This is a genomic window from Aquisphaera insulae (assembly GCF_011064615.1).
Lineage (GTDB): Bacteria > Planctomycetota > Planctomycetia > Isosphaerales > Isosphaeraceae > Aquisphaera > Aquisphaera insulae.
Map to the genome: position 1 here is coordinate 21738 of NZ_JAALJH010000033.1, position 20975 is coordinate 42712.

General features: G+C 68.4%; 17 protein-coding genes. 6 read left to right on the forward strand and 11 right to left on the reverse strand.

Translation table 11 applies throughout. The annotated features are described in order from the left end of the window. Positions 1 to 59: 59 nt before the first annotated feature. Together G6O54_RS18170 and G6O54_RS18175 are read left to right on the forward strand one after the other, a co-directional pair. Entirely contained in the window at positions 60 to 278 is a 219-nt protein-coding gene (locus G6O54_RS18170; protein WP_165227079.1) for a hypothetical protein, read from the forward strand. A 61-nt stretch (positions 279 to 339) separates the two neighbouring features. Further along, positions 340 to 2937 carry a protein kinase domain-containing protein gene (locus G6O54_RS18175; protein WP_165227080.1) on the forward strand — a complete coding sequence of 866 codons (2598 nt, stop codon included), beginning with the start codon at positions 340 to 342 and terminating at the stop codon, positions 2935 to 2937. 18 nt (positions 2938 to 2955) lie between these two features. Here the strand turns inward: G6O54_RS18175 and G6O54_RS18180 are convergent, their stop codons facing one another. Next, positions 2956 to 3987, reverse strand: coding sequence for an LEPR-XLL domain-containing protein (locus G6O54_RS18180; RefSeq protein ID WP_165227081.1), 1032 nt, complete (start codon positions 3985 to 3987; stop codon positions 2956 to 2958). Positions 3988 to 4117: 130 nt separating this feature from the next. On the opposite strand from G6O54_RS18180, the gene G6O54_RS18185 reads away from it, so the two are divergent. Then, complete coding sequence (locus tag G6O54_RS18185; RefSeq protein WP_165227082.1) at positions 4118 to 5413, forward strand: acetyltransferase domain-containing protein; 1296 nt, start codon at positions 4118 to 4120, stop codon at positions 5411 to 5413. 9 nt (positions 5414 to 5422) lie between these two features. Here G6O54_RS18185 and G6O54_RS18190 read toward each other — a convergent pair whose 3' ends face one another. After that, positions 5423 to 5917 carry a hypothetical protein gene (locus G6O54_RS18190; RefSeq protein WP_165227083.1) on the reverse strand — a complete coding sequence of 165 codons (495 nt, stop codon included), beginning with the start codon at positions 5915 to 5917 and terminating at the stop codon, positions 5423 to 5425. After that, positions 5914 to 7014, reverse strand: a complete 1101-nt coding sequence (locus G6O54_RS18195) for an AAA family ATPase (RefSeq protein WP_165227084.1) — start codon at positions 7012 to 7014, stop codon at positions 5914 to 5916. Before G6O54_RS18195 ends, G6O54_RS18190 begins: the two co-directional genes overlap by 4 nt. A 110-nt stretch (positions 7015 to 7124) precedes the next feature. On the opposite strand from G6O54_RS18195, the gene G6O54_RS18200 reads away from it, so the two are divergent. Further along, positions 7125 to 7937, forward strand: coding sequence for an SDR family NAD(P)-dependent oxidoreductase (locus G6O54_RS18200; protein WP_165227085.1), 813 nt, complete (start codon positions 7125 to 7127; stop codon positions 7935 to 7937). A gap of 74 nt (positions 7938 to 8011) precedes the next feature. On the opposite strand, the gene G6O54_RS18205 is transcribed toward G6O54_RS18200, so the two are convergent. The 8 genes from G6O54_RS18205 to G6O54_RS18240 form a co-directional block, all read right to left on the reverse strand. Further along, positions 8012 to 8260: a hypothetical protein gene (locus tag G6O54_RS18205; protein ID WP_165227086.1), complete on the reverse strand. Its 249-nt coding sequence runs from the start codon at positions 8258 to 8260 to the stop codon at positions 8012 to 8014. 509 nt (positions 8261 to 8769) lie between these two features. Continuing rightward, positions 8770 to 10395: a Mur ligase family protein gene (locus tag G6O54_RS37965; protein WP_165227087.1), complete on the reverse strand. Its 1626-nt coding sequence runs from the start codon at positions 10393 to 10395 to the stop codon at positions 8770 to 8772. A 473-nt stretch (positions 10396 to 10868) separates the two neighbouring features. Beyond that, on the reverse strand, positions 10869 to 12029 hold the full coding sequence (locus G6O54_RS18215) for a hypothetical protein (protein WP_165227088.1): 1161 nt from the start codon (positions 12027 to 12029) through the stop codon (positions 10869 to 10871). A gap of 34 nt (positions 12030 to 12063) precedes the next feature. Next, entirely contained in the window at positions 12064 to 12966 is a 903-nt protein-coding gene (locus tag G6O54_RS18220) for a hypothetical protein (RefSeq protein ID WP_165227089.1), read from the reverse strand. A gap of 130 nt (positions 12967 to 13096) precedes the next feature. Then, a complete protein-coding gene (locus tag G6O54_RS18225) occupies positions 13097 to 14005 on the reverse strand; it encodes a polyphosphate kinase 2 family protein (protein ID WP_165227090.1) in 909 nt (302 codons plus the stop codon). A gap of 156 nt (positions 14006 to 14161) precedes the next feature. Next, positions 14162 to 15106: a hypothetical protein gene (locus G6O54_RS18230; RefSeq protein ID WP_165227091.1), complete on the reverse strand. Its 945-nt coding sequence runs from the start codon at positions 15104 to 15106 to the stop codon at positions 14162 to 14164. 82 nt (positions 15107 to 15188) lie between these two features. After that, a complete protein-coding gene (locus tag G6O54_RS18235) occupies positions 15189 to 16481 on the reverse strand; it encodes a hypothetical protein (protein WP_165227092.1) in 1293 nt (430 codons plus the stop codon). A 191-nt stretch (positions 16482 to 16672) separates the two neighbouring features. Further along, entirely contained in the window at positions 16673 to 17362 is a 690-nt protein-coding gene (locus G6O54_RS18240; RefSeq protein WP_165227093.1) for a PEP-CTERM sorting domain-containing protein, read from the reverse strand. Between the two features lie 344 nt (positions 17363 to 17706). On the opposite strand from G6O54_RS18240, the gene G6O54_RS18245 reads away from it, so the two are divergent. Beyond that, positions 17707 to 18330 carry a sigma factor gene (locus G6O54_RS18245; protein WP_165227094.1) on the forward strand — a complete coding sequence of 208 codons (624 nt, stop codon included), beginning with the start codon at positions 17707 to 17709 and terminating at the stop codon, positions 18328 to 18330. A gap of 2 nt (positions 18331 to 18332) precedes the next feature. Then, positions 18333 to 20792 carry a serine/threonine-protein kinase gene (locus G6O54_RS18250; protein WP_165227095.1) on the forward strand — a complete coding sequence of 820 codons (2460 nt, stop codon included), beginning with the start codon at positions 18333 to 18335 and terminating at the stop codon, positions 20790 to 20792. The last annotated feature ends 183 nt before the right edge of the window (positions 20793 to 20975 follow it).

Genomic DNA, 20975 nt, shown 5'->3' on the forward strand with positions numbered 1-20975 from the left:
TTGAGGCCAGAGGTTCCGTCAACTACGATCGATCTCCTCGAATCAAGGAAAAGGAGCAGATGATGGCCGGCTTCGGCAAGTTCAAGCTGAGCGACGCGCTTCCGAAAGACACCGCGGGCACCGGCGGCGACTCCGCGTCCGCCGGCCCGCCCGTGAAGGGGATGCCCAAGGCCAAGGCCCGGGGCAAGAAGGGGACCTCGGGCGGCGCCGGGGGATCCCGCTCCGAGCCCACCGAGCAGGTCCGACAGCAGTCCGGACGACAGCAGAAGGGCAAGTAGCGGCCGCGTCCCGCGCGGCGGATCGCCGCCGGCCCGGGCCCGGCGGAGGGGGAGCCGGAACATGCCCAGGCCCGACGATTCGCCGGCCCCTCGCAGCTCCGAGCCCCGATCCTCCGCCCGGGAGGCGCGGGTCGAGGCACTCCTGCAGGACCTTCGCCGTCGATGGCGGGCCGGCACCCCGCGTCGCGTGGAGGACTACCTGGACGCCGATCCGTCGCTCGCAGGCGATGAGGCCCTGCTGCTCGAGCTGATCCGCGGCGAGTTCCTGGCGCTGCGGGAACGGGGAGAGGCCACGGACCCCGCGTCGTTCGCCGCCCGCTTCCCCTCGCTCGCGACCGAGATCCTCGCTCGCTGCGAGGCGGGGACCTGGCCCGGCGACGGGCCGGGATGGCTGCCGCCGACCGATCCCTTCTCGGACACGGCGGCCGTGCCGCAAGAGAGCACCGAGGCGACGGGCTCCGGCGAGAGCTCGCTCGGAGTCAAGGCCGACGCGGCAGGACCTCGCCCCGTCGACCGGGTCGACGCCCCGCTCGACGAGTCCGACTTCGAGCTCGAGGGCCTGCTCGGCGAGGGTGGCATGGGGGAGGTCCACACGGCCTTCCAGAAGAGCCTCCGCCGTCGCGTCGCCCTGAAGCGGATCCATCGCGACGCGCTGGCCTCTCCGGGGCGAGTCCGGCGGTTCGTGGCCGAGGCCCGCGCCCTCGCCCGCCTCCGCCACCCGCGGGTCGTCGGCGTGCACGGCATCGGCCGGGCGGCGGACGGCTGCTACTTCCTGGTGATGGACCTGGTCCCCGGCGGCAAGACGCTGGCCGATCTGGTCAAGGACGGGCCCGCGGAGCCCGAACGCGCCGCGGCGCTCGTCGCCGGCATCGCGGAGACGATCGAGCACGCCCACGGCCGGGGGGTCGTCCATCGCGACCTGAAGCCCTCCAACGTGCTCCTGGACGGCGACGGTGAGCCGCACATCACGGACTTCGGCCTGGCCAAGGTGTTCGACGAGGCGGATCCCGACCAGCCGCTGACCTCGGCCGACCACATACTCGGCACGCCCCACTACATGAGCCCGGAGCAGGCCAATCCCCATCGCGGGCCGATCACGCCCCGTACCGACGTCTACGGCCTGGGCGGGATCCTGTTCGCGCTCCTGACGGGCAAGCCGCCGATCGCGGGCGATTCCCTGACGCACGTCCTCACGCAGCTCATCTCCGACGCGCCGGTCCGATCCCCGGGCGCGCTACGCGCCGACATCCCCCCCGGGCTCGAGCGGATCTGCCGCCGTTGCCTGAGCAAGGAGCCGGCCGATCGTTACGCCTCGGCCCGCGACGTGGCCGACGCCCTGCGGTCGTGGCTGGCCAGTCCGGGCGACTCGGGGAGCGAACGTAAGCCGCACGGGACGGGGCGCCGGGGATGGACCGCCGACCGCTCGCTCAAGCAGGGCAACCGTCCGCAACGCGAGGACCTCTCGTGGCGGGCGCCGATGCCGACCCGGACCGGGGCCGGCTCCGCCGTCCTGCTCCGCCGGGCCGCCGCGGCCGGGGCGGTTCTCGCGGTGCTCCTGCTCGCTGGCGTGCCGCTGCTGTTCAGGAATCGCCCCCGGGATCAGGCGCCCCCCCTACCGCCTTCCGTACCGAGCACCGAGGTTCTCGTCGCGTCGCCCGAGCCACCTCCATTGCTCCCAGCAGCCCCCGTCCAGATCGCGGTCCAGGTCGCGCCCGCGGTCATCGATCGGATGAAGGCCGATCCGGGATCGCTGGCGATCGTCCTGGACTGGTCCGGGAGCATGATTCAACGGGACAGGAAGGGGACTCGGGCAAGCCAGGTCAGGGAGGCTCTCGGCCGGGTGCTGGCGACTGGCGTGTCGGAGGGGACCACGGTCAGCGTGTGGATGTTCGGCCAGGTGCCGGAGGGAACCACACCGCTCAAGAGCGATCCGGTCGTATTGCGCCCGGAACTCACGATAACCCGCATCTACTCGCCCACGCGCTGGAGATCTTCGGAGTCGGAGCGGCTGCTCGCCGCGCTGGATCGCCATTCGCCGTCCCTTGAGACCCCGCTCGCGGAGGCGATGTGGCGAGCCGCGGAGTCCGACCTGAAAGCGGTGGCCGGCCCGCGCAAGCTGCTGGTCCTCACCGATGGGGCGGACACGCGGCTGAAGGCAAGCACGGGACTCGACGTCGGGGAGTTCCTGCGAAGTCGGTTCAAGGACCTGGGAATCCAGATTCATGTGATCTTCTTCGACGCGGGAGACGGTGCCCAGTCGGAACGGGAGCAGGTGAGGAACGACTTCCAGGCCCCCCTGGCCGCGCTCGACCCTCCCGGCACGTTCCTCGCTCCGGAGGACCTGGGGACACTGATCACCGACCTCCGTACCGTGGTCTCCGCCGGCCCGGTCTGTGAGCTGCTCGGGCCGGACGGCGTGCCCGTCGACGAAGGGATCATCACCTGGACGACGCCCGGGGAGAAGGAACGGCCGTGGTCGCGCAAGCTACGCCCGGGAACCTACCGGCTCCGCGTGCTCGGCTCTTCCGGCAGCGCGGCGGAGCGGGATATCGAGATCGAGCCCGATAGCCGGGTGCGGATCCGGATCCTCCCCTCGGGCGATCGCGCCATCGAGATCCGCGTCGAGACCGAACCGCTGCCCGCCGAGGCGAGCCGTTGAGATCCGCCCTCGTCGGCGTCAGCCCGACGTACTTCCCGAGGAACCGCCCGACGATCCCCCCGACGATCCGGAATCGAGATAGATCGAAGGCACGCTGCCGCTCGCGTCGGCCCCGAATCGGTTGTTGGACGCGGGGATGTTGACCCTGAGCTTGCCCGCGTAGATCTGCTTGATCCCGTTGAGCACCTGGAGATAGGCCTGCTGCACCGCGCTCGTCACGGCGGCGTTGTAGACCGTCAGGTCGCCGCCGGGGGTGGCGGGCATCGGGATCGCCAGCAAGGCTTGCTGCAGTCCGATGGCGTAGTTGCCGGTCGGCGAGGTGAGGCCGTTGGTGGTATTCCCCGTCAGGCTGCTGTAGACGAAGGACTGGATGGCCCCTCGGTTGTTGGGAGTCCGCGGCGGGGCGTTGAAGTAGGGGAGCTTGGCGGGGAGGTTGTTGAAATACCGGACCAGCTCCGTGGCCATCTGGTTGGTGCGGTTGGTGATGAAGATGGGGAAGATGGACGCGGCGCTCGAGGTGCTGGTGGCGGAGATGGTGGCCGAGAGGCCGGCTCCCGCCGGCAGGGAGGTCTGGCTCGAGCTGGTGATGTCGACGATCAGGGTGTTCGTGCCGCTCCGCCCGGTGAGCACGTACTGGGCCCCAGTGGAGACCCCGCCGATGCTGGCCCCCGCGACGACCGGCGCGGAGAACGTGCCCTCGGGCCCGAACGCGGTGGCATCCTCGACGACCATCGTGGCCGAGCCCGCGGCGTAGGGCTGCGTCAGCGTGGTGGAAAGGGTGACCGTCGACGAGGCCTGCTCGGAGATCGCCTTGATGTAACCCTTCTCGGTCGCCGCGAAGTCGGTCGCGAACGCGTTGAAGACCGCCGTGACCTTCGCCGTGGGCGTCATCCGCGCATCCGCCCGGGCGAGCGCCTGCGCCTGCCTCCGCGCCGCGGCGGCGCCCGCCGCGCTGAGCAGCACGCGGGGCTCCAGCCCCAGCCCCTGCCCGGCCTCGGTCCCCGGCCGGAACTTGCGATCCTTCCGCATCCTCGATCCTGGCAGCCGCATGGGTCGAATTCCTCGATCCGGCGCCGTCCGCGATCCCGACCGGATGGCGATCTCTGGTAATATCGGCATCTCGCTCACGGATCGCCAATGTCTCGCCCGTCGCGCCTCCAGGATCAGGGGACCTCCTCGGATGCAGACTCCGACCGATCCGGGTATCGAAATCGAAGCGGCCGTGACCGCGGACGAGTCCACCGCCGTCGAGGTTGGTGCGGCGGGGGGCCGGCTGACGTCGGTCGACACGCTCCGCGGGATCATCATGGTCCTGATGCTGCTGGACCACACCCGGGACTTCTTCACGGACATTCAGGCGGATCCCATGGATCCGCAGACCTCGACGCTCCCGCTGTACTTCACCCGCTGGATCACCCACTTCTGCGCCCCCCTGTTCGTCTTCCTGGCGGGTGCATCCGCCTACCTGATGCGGGCGCTCGGCAAGGAGCCGGACGCCCGGTCGCTGGCGCGGTTCCTGGCCTCGCGCGGGCTCTTCCTCATGGTCGTCGAGCTGACGCTCGTCCGCCTGGGCATCTTCTTCGGGTGGGGCCTCGACGGCATGTTCCTCCAGGTCATCTGGGTGATCGGCCTGGCGATGGTCGCGCTCGCGGCGCTCGTGGGGATGGGCTTCTCGCCGGTCGTGATAGGCACCGTCGGCGGCTTCATCGTGCTCGGCCACAACCTGCTCGACCTCGCCGCCGGCCAGCCTACTGCAGGCCCTCCCGATCGGGCCATTCCCTGGTGGTTCGCGCTGCTGCTTCGCCCCGGCCCGATCTCGCTCGCGGACGGGGTGCGATGGTTCGTGGCCTATCCGCTGCTCCCCTGGTTCGGCATCATGTGCCTGGGGTACGCCTTCGGGACCGTGCTGGCCCGGGCCCGCCCGACGCGGATCCGACGGACGGCCGCGCTCGGGCTCGCGGCCTGCCTGGCCTTCCTCGCGTTGCGGCTCCTCGCGGTGTACGGGGATCCGGTTCCGTTCCACGCCCAGGATTCGGCGATGAAGACCCTGATGGCGTTCCTCAACTGCCAGAAGTACCCGCCCAGCCTGATCTATGTGCTGATGACCCTCGGCCCGGGGTTGCTCATCCTGGCGGCGCTGGATGCTTCTCAGGAGGACGGACCGACCTCCGGCGCAGGCCGCGAGGGACTCGCCGGCAGGCTCCGCCGGTTGCTCTCGACCCTGGGCCGCGTGCCGCTTTTCTATTACGTGCTCCAGTGGCCGCTGCTGCACCTCCTGGCCATCGCCGCCGGCCTGGTCAACGGCCGGCCGGCCCCGTGGACGGGTGCCCCCTTCGATGTGCCCTTCCCTTCCTACAGCCTCGGCTTCGCCTACGCCATGTGGCTCCTCGCCGTCGCGATCCTCTACCTCCCCTGCCGGTGGTACGCTCGACTGAGGCAACGGAGGAAGGACCTGACCTGGCTGAGCTATTTGTAGCGACGACCGTCAGCGCCCCGGCAGGACGATGGGCCGGACCGTCTGGCCCAATCGTTGGAACTCGGCCTCATTGTCCTTCAGCAGGTCATGAAGCCATATCGGATCGGGAACCTCCCGGAGGCAGTCTTCCGCAACCTGCCGGCCGATTTCCTCGAAGGACTTGCCGAGTGCGGACCGGAGTTTCTCCGGTGTGCTTGCGGAGCCGATCAGGAAGACCCGATGTCGCAGGTCCTCGGGAATCGCCTCATCGAACAGACTCCGGCGCCCGACGTCCTCATCGAAATCGATGACCATGATGACGTGCGTGCGGGGCCACTTGCGGAGCAGCGGGACGTATTCTTCCACGAACGTGGACTGCACTCTGGGCCAACCGCCGGCGGGTCCCCTCACCTCGATAGGGCGCAAGGCAACCGCGTCATGCGTCAGGAAGCCATTGATGATCTGTCGATCCGCATCGTCCTCGGGAATGACGTAGACGTGATCCTTGTAGCGGTTGACGCTCATCCGATGACCTCATCGCGTGCCATCGCCTCGATGAGGTCGCCCTGATAGGGGAAATCCGTGAGAGGGCGGACGATGGTGGGCTCGAGGTGAGAGTTTCGATGGAAGACGAGGGTGTTCTCGTCGGAGAAGCTGCGGATGGTCGTCGGATGATGGGAGGTGGCGATCAGTTGACCCCGACGGTTGCCGATTCGCCGCAGTTCCGCGACGAAATGACCGACCTCGGAGATCGACAGATGATGGTCGGGCTCGTCCCAGAAGCAGGAGATCGGATCGCCCGCCTTGCTCGCGGCTGTAATCAGTGCGCTCAGGAAGAAGGACTTCTCTCCATCGGAGAGTCGACCGAAATCGATGGAGAGGGAGCCTCCCCCATTGCTGTCCTCGAAGCGGACTCGCAATTGCCTGCCGTCCTCGCCACGAGGGACATTCTCGAAGGAGTGGAAATCCAAGATCGTCGATTTCAGGTACGACTCCATGATGGCGTAAGCCGCGGGGAAGCGGCCGAGGATCGCGTTCAGCCAGGATGAGAAATTGCTCGCGTCCGGCTCAAGCTTCCATGACTCTCGTTCGGAGAAACCCGACATTCTGGACGGCGACGGAGAGAGGAGGAGCATCGAGCCGAGGAAGGAGCGGATGCGATGGATGGAACGCTCCCCGGGCTCCTCGAAAACCACCGGCAGCACGACCACATGCCAGTCGGCACCGAAACTCACACCCCTCTCGAGGTGGACTTTCGACAGACGCCGAACGAAGATCTCTCGGCCGTCGACCAGCAGGGATTCCTCGACCACCCTGGCTTCGCGATGGTTCGATGGTAACTCGAAGGCGATGGAATACTCGAAGAGCTTCTCCTCGAGCCGCACGTCCACCGCGAACCGCATCATCACGTCCCTGCGATCCTGGGTGAAGTCGCCAGGCTCGATGAGGTCGCGAACCCGATTCGTCCCCCGGGCGATCTTCTGGAGTACACCCAGCGCCTCGCGGAGCGTGGACTTCCCCGATCCGTTCTTGCCGATGATCAGGCAAGACGGCCGTCCCGCCAGGTCGAGGGAGAAGTTCTCGAAGCAACGGTAGTTGTGGACGTACAGCCGTTCGATCATGATTCGCAAGAGACCTGGTTAGGGTCATCGGGCTCCAGAGCCTCGGAATATTCTACTCACGGAGGCCTGGTCGTGCGAACGGCCTCCAGGCAAGTCCAGGAGTCAACGCGATGGATCTGGGATTGAACGGCCAGGTCGTGGCGGTCCTCGGCGCCGCCAGGGGGATCGGCGAGGCGATCGCCGTGGCGTTCGCGGCGGAGGGGGCGTGCGTCGCGGCCATCGATCGGGACCCGCGGGTGGCGGAGGTGGCCGGGAGATTGGAGGCGACCGGCGGCACCGGGAGGGCGCTCGGGATCGTCGCCGACGTCACCGACCATGCCGCGATTCGTCGCGCGGCCGATTCCATCCGTGGCGACCTCGGCCGCTGCGACCACGTCGTCTTCGCCGTGGCGATCGGCTCCGGGAAGTTCGGCTTCCCCTTCTGGAACCTCGATCCCGACGACTGGGACCGGGTCCTCCGCGTCAACCTCATCGGCGCCGTGGCCGTGGCGCACGCGTTCGCTCCCCTGCTCGTGGAGACGAAGGACGGGTCGATGCTCTTCCTCGCCTCGGTCGCCGGACAGATCGGCTCTCAGACCGATCCCCCCTATAGCGCCTCGAAGGCCGGGCTGATCAACTTCGCCCAGTGCGCCGCGAAGGACCTGGCCCCCCACGGCGTGCGCGTCAATGCGCTCTGCCCCGGGATGGTTCAGACGCCCCTGAACCGCTCGACCTGGGATGCCTGGAACCGTCGTCAGCCGGAGGAATCACGGCAGAGCTACGAGGACTGGGCGGCGGCCAAGATCAAGCAGCTCGTCCCCCTGAACCGCTGGCAGCAGCCCGAGGACATTGCCGCGATGGCCGTCTTCCTCGCCAGCCACCGGGGCCGGAACATCACCGGCCAGACCCTGAACGTCGACGGCGGCTATGTGATGCACTGGTGACGCCCCGCAGGAACAGGAAATGAGCCGTGGAAACGGGGCGGGCAAGATAGGCAGGGCTGGAGGGCGGGCGCGATTCAGCAAAGCCTGGCGTCGATCTTCCGCCGAAGCGAGACGACGAAGGGGACAAGACGGCCGAGATTCTGGCTGCGGAACTCGTTCTCGAGCTCCTGGACGGCCACCTGTAACGCGGTCAGCTCCTCACGGTTGCCGGGATTCGGGCTCGACCCGGCATCCTTCACGGCCCGGTGGGCTCGCGTGGTCACGGAGCGGAGCGCGGCGGCCAGATCGGCCGGGTCGTGGCGGAGATTCGGAGGCGAACCCATGGCACGGCCCTCGGTCCTCGGGGGGAGATCGGAGGGGGACGGATGACGGCTCGGTCGTTTGATTAGGGTCCTGGTCATGATAAGACGTCCTTGTGACTCTTTCCTTAGTTAAGCGTTAGCGGCATGGCAGCCTTGCCCCCGCGAACTCCTATCGCATCCCGATGCCCAGGCGGACACGAGAGGCTCGCAAGGAGTTCACCAGTAGCTTCGGAGCACGACCACAAATCTTGAAGGTGGCGCGGACATCGCCGCGAGCTTCACAAGGGGCGAGGAGGGCTCGCCCGGTGGGTATGACCGCTGCCATGCGTGGCACATGTCATTCTATACGTAAGAACGACGCGAGACAATTGTCAGAGAGAGGCGTTTCGTCCCGTTTTTCCCGGCTTCCGACCAGCCAATCGCCTCCCAAGTCCTTTTCTTAAAAGACGTTAAGAACCAGTGCCGGGGCCACGTGAAATCTCCCGGCCGTGGCCGCGTCGCGAATCCCTGGGGGCAGCACGAGGGTTGATTCATGCGGGGAGCCGGGTGCGAGCGGGGGGGAGGGCGTGGGGCCCGCGAAGCCACGCGCGAGCGACGGCGAAATCGTCGAAGGGGATGATGCGGTCGGCGAGGATCTGGTAGGCATTGCGGCCCTTGCCGGCGATCAGCACGGCGTCTCCGGGCCGGGCATCGGCGAGGGCGGCCTCGATGGCGGACCGGCGGTCGGGCAGGACCCGGACCTTCCCGGGCCGGCGGAAGCCGCCCAGCAGTTCATCAAGGATGGCGTCGGGCTCTTCGGTCCGGGGGTTGCCGAGCGTGAGGATCACCCGATCGGCGCCCCGTTCGGCGGCCTCCGCCAGGGAGCGGCGGTCGGCCGCCTCCTGGTTCCCCTCGCCGCTGAGGACGAGATGGATGTGGCCGGCCGCGATGGCGCGGAGCGACGCCAGCGCCTGGCCCAGCGGCATGGCGGCGTCGGCCGCGTCGATCCGGACGTCGAAGCCCTGGCCCTCGTGGACGGCCTCGAGATGGCCGGCGACGTTGGCGACTCCCTCCAGGCCGGCGACCACGGCCTCGCGGTCGAGATCCAGGCCCAGGGCGAGCGTCGCGGCGGCCAGGGCATGGCTCACGTGGCGCGGGCCGATCAGCCGGAGATCCACCGGGACCGGCCGGCCGAAGCCGTGGAGGATGAACCGCGTCCCGGAGGCGTCCATGCGATCGATCCGCCCCCAGACGTCCACCCCGGCGGGCTCCGCCGTCCCGTAGCTCAGGCGGCGGGCCAGCAGGTTGACGCCGCCCAGGATCTCGGCGTGCGGATCGTCGGCGTTGACGACCGCGAGGCCGCCCGGGGCGACCTTCTGGAAGAGCTTGGCCTTGGCGCGGCGCTTCCGGAGGGCGACCTCGGTGGGGATTCCCAGGGGGACGCCCACGTCGGTCGCGATCGCGGCCTGGAACTCGACGCCCTCGAAGCAGCGGCCCTCGAGGGCCCCGCTGGAGGCCTCGACGACGCCCGCGGAGCAGTTCTGGTCCACCATGTAGGCGAGGATCGAGGCGAGCCCGGCCGCGCCCCCGGGCCAGGGCCCCTTGCCGGGGGTCCGGAGCCGGGCCGCGGTGCCGCCGGCGCCGGAAGCGGCCATGTCGGGCCCGATCAGCCCGGGCTGGCCGATCCCCGCTCCCATGGGGCGGCTGGCCAGGCCGTCCGACCATTCCAGGGCGCCGATCAGCCCGCAACGACGGCCGCTCGCCTCGAGGATGGAGCGGATGAAGAGGCTGGCGATCGTCTTGCCGTAGGTCCCGGTGACGCCGATGGTCTCCATCTGCCGCGAGGGGTCGCCGGCGAGGGCCTGGCAGATCCGCGCGTGGGCGGTCCGGGCGTCGTCGACGATCACCTGGAGCCGCCCGGCCTCCGGGCAATGCCGCTCCACGACCACGCCCGCGGCCCCCCGGTCCAGGGCCTCGCCCACGTAGGCCTGCCCGTCATAGCGGGCGTCGCGGATCGCCACGAAGACCTGCCCGGGATCGAGCCGCCTGTGGTCGTCCGTGCAGCCGGAGACCTCCCAGTCGGGGCAGCCCACGAACCGGGCTTCCGGGAGCAGCCTCCTCAGGCTCACCGAGGGGATCCCCCGCTGCGGCTGACGGTCGACGAACCAGCGTGCCATGGGCCTGCGCCTCCTTGCCTAGCTCTGCCCTGCCTTGCTCGGCATCGCCGGTCGGCCGGCCCGATCGCTCGGGTCGTCCGCCCGGGTTGCCCCTTCTGCCCCTCCGACTCGCGATTCGCCCCGGTCCCTTGCCGGTGCCCTCGGCGTCATTCCATTTCCGCCGACGGCTCGCGCATCGCTCGATCATCGCGTCCCGCCCCGTCGCGGGCGGAGCCGTTCCTTCGCTAACAGTGCCCCATACGGGAACTTCCCCGAGTGCCTAGGGTGGGTGGGATCGGTCCGTGGTCTCGCCTCGCGGAGATGCCTTGCGTGGAGGTCGCGGCATTCTGACCAAAGCCCGGAAAAAGGCAATGCCAGCCTCGCCTTGCTGCCGATGATTGAAAGTTTGACTCTGCCGGGGGCCGGCTTTGTAAGAAGCGTCAAAGCGCCCCGGGGCCCGCCCGGGGTTCCACGCCGCGCCCCCCCGGCGTCGCCTACCTGGTCGCCGCGACGAAGGAGGGGCCGAGGCGGATCGCGGGTTTCGAGCCGGACACGTGCACCTCCATCCGGCGATCCTTCCAGCTCCAATCCACCACGCCCAGGCTCGTCGGGAGCCCCCGGGCGCTCATCGCCCTGTCGACCCAGGGACTGGGGATGCCGCCGCCGATCACGAGGACCGGCTCCGGCCCCGACTCGTCCACGTAGGCGAGCATCTCCACCTGAAGCGCCAGGATCTCGCCCGCGGTCCAGTAGTGCGGCGTGATGTGTGGAGGCTTCACCCAGCCGCGGATGCCCTCCCAGAGGTGGAACGTATTCTCCTCTCCATCGCCTTCCCACCAGGTGTACAGGCCCGGCGAGGTCTGGTGATCCCAGAACCACCCCAGGCTTTCCCAGGCGCGTTCGGGGCGGCCCAGCGGCAGCCACTGGTGGGCGACCGCCGCGCCGAAGTAGGTCCAGGGGAGATACCGAGCGGGGTCGGAGCGGGCCCCCAGTCGATCGCCAAATTCCTCCTTGATCGGGGCGGCGGCCCAGGTCGGCCAGAGGCCCGAGATGTAGGTCCGGTCCTCTCCCCATTGGGGCGCCCGGAGCCACGCCTGCCGCAGGCGATCCGCGGCGTCCAGCCACCGCCGAGACTCCTCGTCGTGCTTCAGCCGCCGCGCCAGCGCGGCCGCCGAGACGAGCCCTCGGTAGCTGATGCCCGTGACGTAGGATACGGGGCGGCCGAAGTCCATCCGCCCGACGATCCGGCCGTCCTTCGCCGGCTCGCAGACCAGGTCGAGGTCGTCCCGCTTCTGATTGATGGGCACGATCGGGCCGACGTACGGCATGCGGATGGGCCGGTCCGTGGAGGCCATCCGGAGGATGAGCTCCACCTTGCGGCGTGCATGCGGCCAGAGCCGGGCGTCGAAGCCCGGGTCGCCCACACGGACGGCCACGTCCTCCATCACGCGCAGCCCCTGGCCGGGTGCATCCCCCTCGGCCCCGAAGCCGCCGAAGAAGTCGTTCTCGGCGAAATAGACGGCGAGCTGGCGGGCGACCTCGACCTGGCCGGCGCGGACCAGCCCCGCGACGACCGTCGCGCCGTCGCGCTGCCAGGCCAGGGGATAGTTGGTGGGCTCTCCCGGCGGCGTCCGGAGGTCGAGCAGCCCCATCATCAGGTGGGCGACCTGGGCGTTCGCCGGGGTTTTCTCACGCGCCGAGCCTGCCCCGGTCGAGCAGCCCCATCATCAGGTGGGCGACCTGGGCGTCCAGGCTCTCCTTGAACCGCGGGTCCGGGAGATTCAATTCGAGCGTGGAACGCACGGCCGGATACCGCAACGGGGAAGGCTGCCGCCGGGCCAGTTGGTGGAGCGTCAGCCGGGCGGGCCGGCCGGCCTCGAGGCCCAGCCGGGCGAAACCCCAGCCGTCCGAACCTTCCCAGCGCCTCGAGGACGTGCGGCCATCCCTCCAGCCGGGGTCGCCTTCATGACCGACCGCAACGGCGACGGGGGCGGGATCGATGGTCGCCGCCCAGCGATCGTTGACCGTCAGGGATCCGTCGTCGAAGGCGATCTTCGTGATCGGGCCGCCGGCCGGCCCGACGCTCCGCACGGCCACCTCCAGCCGCCCGCCATTCCCCTGAGGGGCGAGATCGAGCACCAGGTCCCCGGAATCGCGACAGGACCACGTCGCCTCGTAGTCGGTGGTGGTCGTCGCGATCGAGGGGATGCCGCCGGGGTTCGGCCAACTGAGCCGCTGACGGACGCCATCCATCGGCACGCCGTCGCTCGTCGTCCGCAGGTTCCCCGCGGCGTCCCGGCCCCAGATGGACACGCCGAAGCTGCCCACCGCGGGGCTGGCGCTCCCGCCCGGCTCGAGGTATCCCTTCTCCGCCTGCTGGCTGCCGGGCACGGCCAGCACGACGTGAGCCCTGCCCCTCGGCCACGGGTCGCCGGGCCGGTCCCGCATCGCCCTCAGGACGATCTCCCGTTGAGTGGGGCCGACGTCCCCGGCACCCGCGTCTCCCGCGCCGAGCATCACCGTCATCATCGCCGCCAGCGCACGCGAGCACGGGCCGGAGGACCTTCCCGACCGCCCGGACGAAATCGCCATGGCATCCCCCCCTTCGCCTTCGCGGGAGGAGTCCGGCCCTCGCGGCCGGGCCTCGCCTCGCTCCGACGCAGTGACCATCCTAAGGGGCGCCGTCGGGCCATCGCAACGCACCGGGCGCCGCCGGCGGACGTCAATCGCCTCCCTCGGCCTCCGCCTCGAGCTGCTTGCGGCCCGCCTCGATGGCCTCCTCCTGGGCGGGGGTGACCTCCGGATAGCCCACCTTCAGGCCGTCGATCGCCGAGACGAGGATCCGGGCGACCAGGGCGCGGGCGACCCATTTGTGGTTGGCGGGGATGACGTGCCAGGGGGCCCACTTGGTGCTGGTGGCGGCGATCGCCTGCTCGTAGGCGACCATGTAGTCGTCCCAGAAGCCGCGCTCGGTGATGTCCGCCGAGCTGAACTTCCAGTGCTTGCGGGGATCGTCGAGCCGCTTGAGGAACCGCTTGCGCTGCTCGTCCTTGTCGATGTTCAGGAAGAACTTGAGGACGACCGTGCCGTTGCGGGTGAGATGCCGCTCGAGGTTGTTGATGTCCTCGAACCGGGCCTCCCAGAACTTGCCGTTGATCTTCGCGTCGGGCAGGCGTTCCGCCTGGGCGAGCTCCGGGTGGACGCGAACGATCAGGACCTCCTCGTAGTACGACCGGTTGAAGATCCCGATCCGCCCCCGCTCGGGGAGGGCCCGGGTGTACCGCCAGAGGAAGTTGTGGTCGAGTTCCTCGGTCGAGGGGTGCTTGAAGCTGAAGACCTGGCATCCCTGGGGGTTCACGCCCGACATGACGTGCTTGATCGTGGAGTCCTTGCCGGCGGCGTCCATCGCCTGGAAGATCATCAGGATGGACCAGCTATCCGACGCATAGAGCCGGTCCTGCGCCTCGGCCAGGGCGGAGACGTCCTCGGTGAGCGACTCCTTGGCGTACGCCTTCCGTTCCTCCTTGGGGATGTCGGAGTCGCCGGCCCAGTCCGGGTCGTGGTCCTTGAGCCGGAATTTCTTCCCGGTCGAGACCCGGCAGAGCTCGATCAGCTTCTCGGCACGCTCCATGACGACGCTCCTCGATGAAGTGCGTTGCGGCGGCGCGGGCGGCCGCGGATGATCCGACGGCGAGGGCCGCGACGCGGGCGCATTCTATCGAGGAATCGGGGCCAGGGGCAGGCGACGGCGATCCCGCCACGCAGATCGTCCCCGCCGTGCTTCCGCTCAGTGGCGGCCGTGCTTCCGGGGCTGGAACTCCTTCATGGAGCCCTGGCCCGAGGCGGCCAGGCCGGCGACCTCCGCGGCCTTGCAGTAGATCGCGCCCAGGATCTCCTCATCGGTCGCGGCCTTCGTGTTCCGCATGGTCCTGACGCCGGCCTCGTTGAGGAGGAGCGGGACCTCGCCGCGGAGGTTGCCGCCGCGGGGGATGTCGAACCGCAGCCACGGCTCGTTGCCCCGGACGAAGGGCGTGATCCGGATGGCCGCGACGGTGTCCGCCTTGACCCCGCGCGACGCCAGGTACTCCCTCGCCGCCCGGGCCGGATCGTCGGCCGGCGCCGGCGAGTCGTGCGTCGAGGGGGTGTCCGCGTCGCCGCCGATCGCACCCGCCCCCGCCCCCGCCCGTCCCTCGGCCCATTGGCGCTCTTGCCAGTCGGCCGGGGCGGCCACCGTCGCGTGATCGATCTCGCCGGAGGCGTCCGCCAGGATCGCCGCCACGACCGGCCGGATCTCCCGGTCCAGGTTCTGGATCGCCTCGGACAACCTTCGCCTGTCCCCCTCGATCTTGTCCTCCAGGACACTCGGCGGGATCCGGATGTAGCTGAATGGCTGGCTGAAATCGCCGTTTGCCTGGATGTTCAGCCTCTTCCCCGCCGCGATCTCCGGCCCGAGCAGGTCCGCGATCGTCGGATTCGCGGGATCGAACGGCGCGCCCGGCCCGCGCGTCCTCCGGTGCCCCAGCGGGAAGGCGATGTGGATCATGGGCAGGCCGCCGGCCTCGTCGTCCGCCGCGACCAGGCGGATGCCCAGGACGTGCGGGTCCTGCCGGGCGAGCCAGAGCGCCAGCCTGAACAAGGGCCGTTCCGACTCGCCGCGAGCGGCCGGCGCTCCCTGGCTCATCCTGAGGAATGGGCCATAGCCGGGGTTGTCCATCTTGGAATTCAACACCATGGAGCCCCGTACGGCCTCACGTCGAGAGGGTTGGCGTTCTGAGATCGGCGGTTCGATGATCACCCACGGCTCCTGCCGGGCGTCAGTTCTTCCTGGGCGGGGTGGGGATGTCCTTGAGGATTCGGGTGATCTGCTGCCGCGTGAGCTTGTACTCGCTGTAGTCCTTCACGAGCTTGGTGAGGAGATCCCGCTCCGCCTCGCGCCTGTACTCGCTGGCGTGGTTGGTCGACATCCCCTTCATGGCATGGCGGATGTTCCGCATGCCCGAATCGTATTCCCGCCGGATGGCCGTCCGGATGGAACTGTCGGACTCCGGGTTGAACGGCTCCTTGGGAGGAGGGGGGACGATCACCTGCGTCTCGACCCGGGGCCTGGTATCGAGGACGGTATTGGTCGGCTTCAGGAAGGTCCATGGGATGCGGAACTTGAACGCCTGGGAACCGATCGGCAGGTCCAGCTCGAGCTCATTGTCGGGGGAGTTCATCGCCGCGCTCTCCTTGACGATCTTCGGCTTGTCGAAGACGATCAGGTCGGTCGCGGACGTGTTCGGGTCGATGGGCCCCCCGCCGTAGCGTCCCGGCGGGCTGTCGTCGGCTCGCAACGAGATCCGGTTGAACCGGTAGCCGAGCTTGTTGCGGAGGATCGCCCCCGGCTTGTCGGTCCACCCGTTATACGCGAAGGGCGTCCCCCCCTCGTTCATCACCTGCACCGTCAGCGCCAGGCACTCGATGGCCTTCCCGGACGGGAGGTTCAGCGACCCGATCATCGCCTCCGCCACCCCGACGCGCAGCTTGCCGATCATGACCGTGCCGGGGGCCAGCGTCCTGACGTTCGCCGGGTCCTCCTGGGGCGGGACATCGGCGACCGGGGGGGCCGTCTTCTTCGATTTCTCGGCCTTGGCCACCGCGTCAGGGTCGAGCTTCTTGCCGCGAGCGGGAGCTGCTTTCACGATCGTGTTGTCCAGCTCCACGACCTTGTCGCAGTACCAACTGCCGAATCCATAGCCCATGAGCGCCAGGCAGCTAACCCCCATGGTCGCGAAGATGCTGCGCGAGTGCCCGAACGGCTCCTTGTACCTGGCCCTGGATTCGTAAGGGAGCTGCTCCATCGACCGCCTCATGAAGCCGCCGGACGGAGCGGGCGACATCGCCGGCGGCAGCGGCCGGGGGGAGGCTTCCGCGATGTCCACGACCGGGAACCTCGGCGTGACCGGGATGATCTCCTCGAGGATCTGATGATCGCCCGAGAGAGAAGGCGCGATCCGGAAGTTGTTCTCGCAACCGGGGCACCGCACGAGCGCCCCGGGCGTGATGATCTTCTTCGTCCGGATGTCCTTCTTGCAGTGCGGGCAGCAGAGGCAAGTGACGAGCGCCATTGAACGCATCCTTATGCCGGTAACCCATCGACCCTCTTGACGACTTGAGTCTGCGTAAGTTCGGTCCAGGGGGGAGAGATCTCGGCCGCAAGAGCCATGCTCCATGCAGCGGCATCGCGGGTAATCGCCGAGGACGAGTTGGCGACCGGATGTCCCGGCACCTTGCCCGACCGGCGCAGCCGTCGGTCGGATCAAGCCAGCCGGCCACCAAGTGCTCGCCAGCCGGCCAATCCCAGGATTCCGATCGCCACCAAGGCGAACGACGGCGGCTCGGGTATCGCATGCCCGGTCAGTGTGAAGGTTCGATCGAGCTCCCTCGTGAAGGTCGCGTCATAAGCGCTTGAATACTGGTACGACACCCCGTTGCCCCCGGTGCCGGAAAGCCAAAGCCAGCCGTCGCTGGTTGACGTGCCCAGGGAGTAGATCGCCAGGTAGTACGTCTGATTCGCCTCGAGCGAGAAGCCCGTCGTCAGATCGACGGACTCGTTGTAGTAGTTGACCTTGTTGGAACCCCAATAGGTGGTCCCGCCGAGGGTGGTGGTGACGGCGCTCGCGTCCACGAACTGAGATGCCACGAGGTCGTAGGGGAAGGACGCGGTCCCGCCGCTCTTGTAGATGCCCAGATACCAGGAGTATGTGTTCGGTGTGCCATCGATGATGTCCCCCGTCGAGGGATCCGGCCGGAGGTACATCCCTTGCCAGGAGATCCCGGTCACGACCGAGTCGGTCGACAGGCGGATGTCATCAAGCGTCATCCAGGAATCGCCGGCCGGTGCCAGGCTCGATCCCCAGACGTAGTAGTATCCGTCCTGTACCGTTGGCGGGCGCTCAAGGAGGATATCGGCCTTCACCAGTCGGGAAGGCGCAAACAGAGTCAGCAAGCACCCGATCACTAGCGGTCGCACACGGCAAGGCAACTTCATGAACGGCTCCAGCATGAGTTAAGGAACACCATCGCCCGACATCATGGCTGATGATCTCTGCCGCGCAACGACGATGACGTCACCATTCCGAGGGACATCAGGAGAACATGCCGGCATACCCGAGGCTCGATTCACGCCGTTTCTTGACAGTTCACCGTCACTGGACTAGGCTGTGTGCCATCATCTTGGCTTGCTGTGAGCACCTCACAGATCATTCGCCACATGGTCTACCGAATCCCTGGACACGTCCGGCCCATTTTCCGATCCGTTCCGACCAGATCACGCTGAACGGGGGCGACAGGATGGAACGCGCCGATCTGAGCGACACCCGGCCCTCGCTGCTGCTGGGGGTCAAGGACTGGGACAACCGGCATGACTGGCGGGCCTTCCAGGCGAAGTACGACCCGCTGGTCCGGGCGTGCGGCCGGGCCCAGAGGCTCCACGACGACGAGGTGGAGGAGTTCCGCCAGCAAGCCTGGATCAAGATCGCCCACCGGATGAAGGTCTTCGTCTACGATCCCAGCCAGAGCTTCCGGGGATGGGTCTGGAGGGTGGCCTGGCGGACCGGGCTCGATTTCCTCGCCAGGCGCGACGAGGAACGGTGGCTGTCGATCGACGAGCGCGATGAGGCCGCGGCGTGGCAGGCGGCCCGCGAGACGGTCGACGACGCGGCGGGGGGCACTCCGGAGCTCGACAGGCGGCGCCGGATCGCCCGCCGGATCCAGGAATCGGTCCGGCTCCGCGTCCTGCCGGAGACCTGGGAGGCGTTCTGGATCGTGGCCGTCCTGGGCCTCGACGTCGTCGAGGCAAAGCGGCGGACGGGGCTGGCCCCCGCCTCGGTCTACAAGGCCCGGCAGCGGGTGTTGAAGATGCTCCGCGACGAGGCGAGGCGCGATCCCGAGGCGTCGACCTTCGCGGAGGATTGACGATGTCCCCCGAATGCCCGTCGGATGATTCGTTGCGGCGGCTCAGCGACGAGGACCATGACCCCGATCGCCTCGCCGAGCTGGACGCGCACATCGCGGCGTGCGAGTCCTGCCAGGGACGCCTGGGGCGGCTGATGTGGGAGATCTCCGGCCCCACCGGCGATCTCGAGCCCGGGGCCCGCCCGAAGGGGGAGCTGCCCGAGATCCGCGGGTTCGAGATCCTCGACGAGCTCGGCCGAGGCGGCATGGGGGTCGTCTACCTGGCCCGCCAGCCCGACGCCGACCGGCTGGTCGCCCTGAAGATCCTCCCGGGGGGGGCGGATTCCGATAAGGCCGTGCTCAAGGCCCGGCGACGATGGCTCCGCGAGGCGCGGGCGACGGCCCGCGGGAACCATCCTCACATCGTCCAGCTCCACGACTGCAAGGAGGAAGACGGCCGCTTCTTCCTGGTGATGGAGTACGTCCCCAGCGGCAGCCTGAAGCGGCGGATGGCGGACCGACCGACCACACGCGATGCGGCCCGATTGATCGAGGTCATCGCGCGAGCGGTCGGGCACCTGCACGCGCTCGACCAGCTCCACCTCGATCTCAAGCCCTCGAATATCCTCCTCGACGGCCCCGCCGAGGGCGGCTGGCGGGACGTGGTCCCGAAGGTGGCGGACTTCGGCCTGTCGCTCACGCTCGAGGCGCTCGCCGATCCGGACCTCAGCCAGCAGGCCCCCCGCGGCACTCCCGCCTACATGGCCCCGGAGCAGGCGGCCGGCGACGTCAAGGCGCTCGGCCCCGCGACCGACGTCTGGGCGCTGGGCGTCATCCTCTACGAGCTCCTGACCGGCCGGAATCCCTTCGAGGCCGAGACTCACCTCGGAACATTGGACCGCGTCCGGCTGCAGACGCCTGCCTCCGTCCGGACGCTCAACCCGAATATCTCTCGCGACCTGGAGACGATCGCGATGAAGTGCCTGGAGAAGGCGCCGGGCCGCCGCTACGCCACGGCCTCCGCGCTGGCCGACGACCTCCGCCGCTGGCTCGACGGCCTCTCCATCCAGGCCCGCCCCGTCACGACGATCGAGCGGGCCTGGCGGACGCTGCGGCGGCCGGTGCCTTCCGGGTATCTCGCGGCGGCAGGGATCGCATTGACTGCGCTGATCGCGGCGATGCTCATCCTCCTCCCTCGAAACGAGTCGCCGGAACCGAGAGGGCACCCATCAGAGTCAAGCCACATCGAGACCACAACGCACCTGGTCCTCACCATGGAAGCGTCCCTGCTCAACGACCTCACGGAGTTGAACGGCCGCTGGACGAAAGGGATGGAGAATCAACTGAACGTATTGCGGCCGCAGGTCTCCTTGATGAGAGCCGCCGGGCAGTGCGACGAGACCATCCTGGGTCGCCTGGCGGGAATCGAAGGAAACCTCGAGGACTTGCTGCAATCCAGAGGCCGGATCGATGAGGCGAGGGACCTGAACCGGGAGTGTATTGATCTCCTCCGCGAGAATATCCGGAGGCGCCCCGAATCCGAGGGTCTCAGATTCGCCATGGTCGATGCCCTGTTGAGAGCGGGCCGCGAGGAGCTGAAAGTCGGCTGCCTGGACGAGGTGATGGATTGTCTCGACCAGGCCGCTACGGAAGCCTGGGCACTTTCCGAAATGCCTCATCGTCAGAGTCGTTTCGCCGTGGAGATTTCCGATCATTGCACGCGGATCAGGGAAAGAGCGATGGCCGCGGCGGACGAGACACTCGTGGGGCGGACGAGGTCGCTCCAGGCTCGACTCGGCGGTCTCCTCGAAGGCGTCCCAAAGAACCGTCCGGACCGTATTCTCTTCACCGCCTGCCTCCTCGCCGATCGGGAAGAGGAGTGGGCCGGGGCCAATGGGATTCTCGATGCGATCCCACCGATGGGTGCGTCGGAGCAGCCCCGGGAAATGTGGTATCTGGAATCCGTTGACAACGGGATCGCGGCGTGGTTCCTCCGGGAAGCCCGAGCCTCGACTGCCCTTGCCGACGCCCAGCGAGTCGAGGCCAGTGCGATTCAACAAGAAGCAGATCGTGTCACAAGCGATCTCTTCCGAATGTTGAAATCGCTGCCAGTTACCGATCGGAGCGGGAAGGGGGCGTTGGATCGGTTGAGCGGGGTACTGGTCTCGGAGGCAGCAATCCGTCGCAAGGACTTGCAACTCGACCGGGAAGAGAATGCCGTCGACCTCCACATGGCCATCGCGGAGCGACTCGTGCGGGAACGCCCCGATTGGGCCTACGCCTACCAATTCCTCAGCGAGGCCCATAGCCAGGTTTACAAGCATAAGTGGAGACTCCACCGCTCTCGGGAGGAGCTGATCAAGTCCTTGAACGCCTCAGTCGAGGCACTCCGACAGGCCCGCAGGATCGAGCCGGAAGACACGGAGTTGAAGACACTCTTTCAGGAGAAGGAGACGCGGCTCGCTGCGCTCATCAAGGGCTGAGGCCCCGCGATTCTCTCCCCGACGCCGGGTCGGGGACTGTCCCATAGCGCCGAGGGACGGAGGGAAACTGGGACTGGCTCCGAGCCATCGAGGTGCCTGTCCCCCTTCCCCAGCCTCGGCGCCACAGTTGGCCGGTGCATTCGGGCCAGACTCTCAGTTCTCATCCCGCCATTTCGCGTTCTA